At 63.9% G+C, this 5,762-nt stretch carries 3 protein-coding genes; all 3 read right to left on the bottom strand.

Annotation, left to right across the window (positions count from 1 at the left end; all coding sequences use genetic code 11):
- Nucleotides 1-2,870, bottom strand: a 2,870-nt coding sequence (locus BLX42_RS00405; RefSeq protein WP_161870923.1) for a DUF4347 domain-containing protein, incomplete at its 3' end; no start/stop codon positions are given.
- Nucleotides 2,871-2,967: 97 nt separating this feature from the next.
- Complete coding sequence (locus BLX42_RS00400) at nucleotides 2,968-5,058, bottom strand: HlyD family efflux transporter periplasmic adaptor subunit (RefSeq protein WP_161870922.1); 2,091 nt, start codon at nucleotides 5,056-5,058, stop codon at nucleotides 2,968-2,970.
- Nucleotides 5,058-5,762, bottom strand: a 705-nt coding sequence (locus BLX42_RS00395) for an efflux RND transporter periplasmic adaptor subunit (RefSeq protein ID WP_161870921.1), incomplete at its 5' end; no start/stop codon positions are given. The genes BLX42_RS00395 and BLX42_RS00400, both read right to left, overlap by 1 nt.

Below are 5,762 nucleotides of genomic sequence, written 5' to 3'. Positions count from 1 at the left end.
TTGATGTCCAGCACCGGTTCGGCGACCGACGCGATCACCGCCACATCCGACGACGTGAGCACAGTCTTGTCGACGGTGGTGGTCTGGCTCGATTGCGCCAGCACGTCCAGTGCACGCTGGTCGGCATAGGGCTGATCGCCCACGACCATGGTGAAACGCACTTGCACCGTGCCGCCGTCTAGCCCCCCGGACACGTAGTTGCCGAAGTCGAAGACGATCGCGTTGCCGGGGCCGGTGGTGACGCTGTCTGGCACGTCGAGAATGGTATTACCGCTACCGAACGTCCATTGGCCAACGCCTGTGCCAAAGCTCCAGCTGATGCCGGCCGCGTTGAGCAGGGGCAAGGGCAGGTAGGCCGTGAGCTTGAAGTTCTCGTAGTCGGCTACCAGCAGGTCGTAGTTGATGGTGAAGGTCACCACGTCCCCCGGGCGCAGTTCGCCGTTGCTCGGTGGGTTGCCGCCGTTGACCTGGGTAAGCTCGATATCGACGGTGGAGGACTGGATGGTGCTGGTGGTGGCGGAACCGTCGGTCTGAGTGCCCCCGATGTTGACCGCATCACGCAGCACGGTGGCATCCACTGTGGCGTTGTTGCCGACGCTGTCGCCTTCGTTGAGCTGGTCGTGGGGCGGGTGGTCGGTGGTGTAGGTGGCGTCGATCAGGGCGTCGTAGACGATGCTCAGGCGCGTGGCGCCCTCCTGCACAGTGTCGTCGTAGAGGTCGCCGAACAGCGCCGGAACGCCGGGACCGGCTACCGCTTGGCGAATGGATTCGGCAATGTCGAAGACCAGCGTGGTGCTGCCGTCGGCATTCACTGTCTGGGTGTAGATCAGGGTAATGCTCTGTGTGCCGCCCTGCTGCTGGATGACCAGGGTCGGCGGGTTGCTTGGGTCGAACGTCTGGCCATCGCTGAGCAGGTCGGTCAGGGTGAACTGGCCTTGTTCGAGGATGTTTTCACCGAAGGCAAAGAAGTCGGAAATCGCCACGCCCAGGGTGTAGCGCAAGGTATCGCCGGGCGTGAGGCCTGTGGTGCCGACGTCGTTCTGCAGGTTGACCTGCTTGAGCAGGGTTATCGACTTGGCGACGAAAGTCGCGCCTTGACCGTTGCCTGTTTCGTTGAATGGGTAGCCTTGCGGGTCAGTGGGGCGGTCGCGCGGGTCCAGCGGGTTCCAGTCACCCGTCACGCTGGCGGTGCCAAAGTTGATCGTCACCGGGTTACCGGTGGCCGGGTCGATCACGGGCCGGCCGTTGGCGTCGATTTCCGGTACATAGAAACTGACCTGCGTGGTGCTGGCGGCGCTGAGGGTGTCGTAGTGGACGTCATAGCTGGCCACGAAAGCATTGGGGTTCGCCAGTGCCAGAGCGATGAGGGCCGGGTTGGTCAGCACGGTGCCGTCATGCAAGGTGATCGACGTCAGGGTGCCGCCCGGCCCTGGCGTGATGGCGCTGACGTGTACCTGGTCGGGCACGGTCTGGGTGATGGTGACATTGCTCAGTGTCTGCCCGGGGGCCGGGGTGACGGTGACGGTCTGGGTGCGGGTGAAGTTGGGCCCGGTGACCGTTTCGCCCTCCGGCATGTTCAACGTTTGCGAGACTTTCAGCAGGGTGGGCGTGACGATGAAACTGTGCAGCGCGCTCTCAACCAGGCTTGGGTCCTGCACAGGGTTGTTCAGCGAATCGTTGCCGTATTCGAAGCCCGCACGGGTATTGATGGTGAGGTTTGGCGTGCCGTCGGAATAGCTGGTGTCGGCCAGGTTGCTCAGTTGCGCGGTAATCTGGATGTCGATGCTGGGCTGGCCGTTGGTGACGCTGGCGTAAGGCAACTGCAGTACCACCATCTGGTCACCGGGCTTCATGCCCACGCTGGCGGCATTGATGACCAAGGCGTTGCCGCTGGCATCTTTGGCCAGGGGGTGGGTCGCATTGCCGTTGGCATCGAACGTGATCACGAAGCTGTTGACCGCCTGGCCCAGGTAGGTGGCGGAGACGAAAGTGGCACCGTCATCGCCGTCGCGGCCGGTGGCAGGCAGGAATACGTCGATGAATGGGGCGTAGCCTTCCTGGGTGGAGGGGTTGTTGAAGCTTACGGTGAAGGTGAACTGTTCGCCCAACTGCACCTCGGCCCCACCGCTATTCAGGCTGGCTGTAGGGCTAGCATCGGCCAGCAGGCCCTGGAAGCTGTCGAGGGTGGTAGCTGCCAGAGCGATGACTTTGTCGACATCGCCATTGCTGACCTCAAGGCGCCAGTCGCCGCCGGCCAACGAATTGCCGGTCGCATTGCTCGATGCGCCAACGTCGGCACCCGTCCAGCGTGCCAGTTCGTTGACCAGCGCCTGGCCAGCGCTGCCGCTACCCACATCACACCCATACAGCTGAATATCTGCACCGGCGTTCAACTCACTGCTCCAGGCACTCAGGCGGTCACCCAACTGTTCGACTGTCTGGCTGGTGAACACCTGGTTGCCGAGGGTGAACTGGCCTGAAGCGCCATGGGAGAACACCTGAATGGCGTCGACCTTGCCCAGTTGCGCCAAGGCATTGCTGATGGCAGCGATGGCATCCTGGCCAGGGTCCACCACCAGCGCAGTGGTGCCGGCCGGCAGGTTGGCAGCCAATTGGTCGCGGTTTTCCACGCGCGCATCGATGACTACCAGGTTGCGTGGCGTGGTTGCTGCAGCAGTGGTCTGCGCTTCGCTGGCGGTAGGCGCAGGGTGGCTGGTGTCCTTGCTCTCGGCAGCACTGGCATCGCTGTGGTGCTGTTGATCGACAGCGGTGGCTGCAGCGCCATCGAAGAGAATGCGTTGCTCAAGGGCAACGGTGTGCGACCGAGGGCGCGAGGCAGTGGCAAAGCCGGCTCTGCTCTTGATGTCCATTTCCATCCCTGCTCAGAAGTTTGACGCCAGATTCGAAGCTTTAGCAATCGTAGTCGGGTTTTCTCAGGGCGGGGGAGCAGGCGCCGGAAGGCAATGTTCAGAAACCGCTCTCACGCAGGCCAACGCCCAACAGCCATTTGCCCAGTTCGCCCAGCACGCTGCGCTTTTCCCCATCGATCTTCAGCTTGCCGCGGGTTTCGCGCACGCTGGCCAGCGGTTCATCCAGGGCCACCAGCACTTGAAAAAGTGCATGGTTGGGTACAAGCGCTTCACCGCTCGTTTGCACCGGGCCGCCAAAGTGTGAAGAGAGCATGCGGTGGGCCAAATGCCCGGCGCGTGTGCTGCCAATCGCCAGCACCTTGCCGCGCAGGGCGATGGCCTGGCCTTCGGGATAGAATTTCACCGGGTTGCCCACGGCAAGGAGGTGCACCTGGTCCTGGGCGACGTAGGCATCGATCTGCCAGTGACGGGGATCTATCAAGATCCCCAGCGGTTGCTGGCGGTTGAACCACTGGCCAGGCTGCCAGTCGGGTTCAAGGTCCAGCCAGTGACCGGCGAATGGCGCCTGCAGGTTGAGCCGGGCAATCTCGCTGCGCGCGGCGCGTGCTTCCTCGTTCTGCACCATCAGGCGCTGTTGGGTGGCAGCATCCTCGGCCAGCCCCGCAGGGTCGGCCAGCAGCCCCGACAAGCGTGCCTCATAGCTGCGGGCGCTGGCCTCACTGCTGCGCATGCGTGAGTTCAGGTCCGGCTCCTCAAGCACGGCCAGTACGTCGCCGGCCTTGACAGGGCCCGCCTGGTGCAGGCTTTTCAGCCGTGCAGGGTAGGGGGTGTAGACGCGCAGCTGGTGCTCGGCACGGGCCACACCTACGGCATTTACCTGGCTGTGCCAAGGTACTGCCAGGGCCAGCAGGGCCAGGCCAAGGCACACATAGAATATCCGCTTGCGCTGCCCCGGAATGCGTGCCCGCTGTTGCCACCAGTGGCTCAGCTCACGTTTCACCGGCAGCGCGATGAACCACGCCAATTCGACCATGAACAGCACGATCCCCAACAGTTTGAAGAAAAACAGGTAGACCGCCACGGCGATGCCGAGAAACAGCACCAGGCGATACAGCCAGGTAGCGAAGGCAAACGCCACCAGCAGGCGTCGCTGGCCAATGGGAAACGGCTCCGGCCAGGCTTCGTCGAGCCCCAGCAGGGTGCGCCGCATGGCTACACGAGCCAGCGCAGAAGAGCGTTCGTGCAGGTTGGGGAAGTCAAGCAGGTCGCTGAGGATGAAATAGCCGTCGAAGCGCATGAAGGGGCTGGCATTGAGCGCCAGGGACAGCACCCAGCTTGTGGTCGCCAGGTACAGCAGGGCGTTGCGCAGGGCGCCATCGTCGCACACGGCCCAGCCAAGGGTCGCCAAACCCGCCAGGGACAGCTCGGTGACGATGCCCGCCGAAGCGATCGCCAGGCGCTGGTGGGCACGCTTGAGCTTCCAGCTTTCGCCGGTGTCGGTGTAAAGCATTGGCCACAACACCAGAAACGCCACACCCATGTGCCCGACGCGCAAGCCCAGGCGCGTGGCTACCAGGGCATGGCCGAGCTCGTGCAGGGTTTTTGCCACCACCAGCGCCAGGGCAAAGCTGAACAGGCCTTCGGTGGAGAATGATTCCACCACGGCATGGGTGAAGCTGTCCCATTGTTGCATCACCAGGATCACGCCCAGGATGGTCAAGCCGATCACCGTTAGCCCGGTCAGCGGATGGAACAGCCAGCCCAAGGCCGCGGCCAGGCGCTGCAGCCCCGCCTGTGGGCGCAGCAGCGGCACGCGGAAGAACAGGTAGTGGTGCAGCCACCAGCGCCAGCTCGACCAAGTGCGCGCCTCGTTGGCGGTTTGCAGCCTGGCCAGTTGCTCGGGGCCTGGGCGCAGCAGGTGGTGTTGTTCGAGAAACGCACGCAATGCCAGCACCTGCTCGATATCCGGCTTGAGCGCGCTGTCGTGCGACACCTGCTCGCTGATCTGGCGCGGTGTCTGGCCCCAGCGCAGCAGGCATTCGAACTCCAGCCAGCCGATGCGGTAGAAGCGGTTCAGCACGGTGTCGTGGATCATCCACGCCGGTTCGCCTTCTCGGCTGTCGGCGGCTTCGCACAGGCGCAGGTCCTCGCGCAGTGGCGGCAGCGGCAGGTCGCTGGGATCCAGCATCACCAGCCGCTCCAGGCTCGCAACGTGGCCAGCGGGCGACGCAGCAGGTAGTAGCCGAGCATGACGCGGTCGCCATAGAGCTTGGCGGTGCCATGCAGGCCCAGGCGGGCATGCTCGGAATGCTCGTCGATGCTTGCCAGCAGACGGTAGGCGACCACGCCATCGTCGCTGGGTTTGGCCTGATAGCTGGTTTCGAGGATCTTGCCCTTGAGTGGGCTGAGCGGATAGGCAGTGAGGAACAAGGTCACTTCGGCGCCAGGTTCCAGGGCTATGGCATCGGCCACGGCGAGCTGGATCTGCATGGCCGGTTGCGCAGGGTCGGCAACGTGCATGATGCGCTCGCCGGTTGTCACTGGTTTGCCGAGCCAGTCGTTGGGGTCGCTGAACACCGCGACCCCGGCGCGTGGAGCCAGCACCTGGGTGCGCCGCAGTTGCGCTTGTACAGCGGCCAGTTCGGCCCGTCGTTGCTGGACACGGCCCTGCAGCAGGGTCAGTTCGTTTTTGCTTTGCGGGTTGTCGAACGCCCGCTGGTTGGCAGCCTGCAATTCGGCATCGGCCACGGCGACCTCCTTGCCGAGCACCTCGGCGCGGCTGCGCAAGGTGGTTTCGTCAAGGGTGAACAACGGCGTGCCGGCTTGCACCGGCTGGTTGGGGCGTACCGATACCTGGGCGATCACGCCGTCGATCGGAGAGCTGACAATCTG

The organism is Pseudomonas sp. SG-MS2, assembly GCF_009933855.1.
Taxonomy (GTDB): Bacteria; Pseudomonadota; Gammaproteobacteria; order Pseudomonadales; family Pseudomonadaceae; genus Aquipseudomonas; species Aquipseudomonas putida_E.
This window is presented reverse-complemented; position numbering and strand designations above follow the sequence as displayed.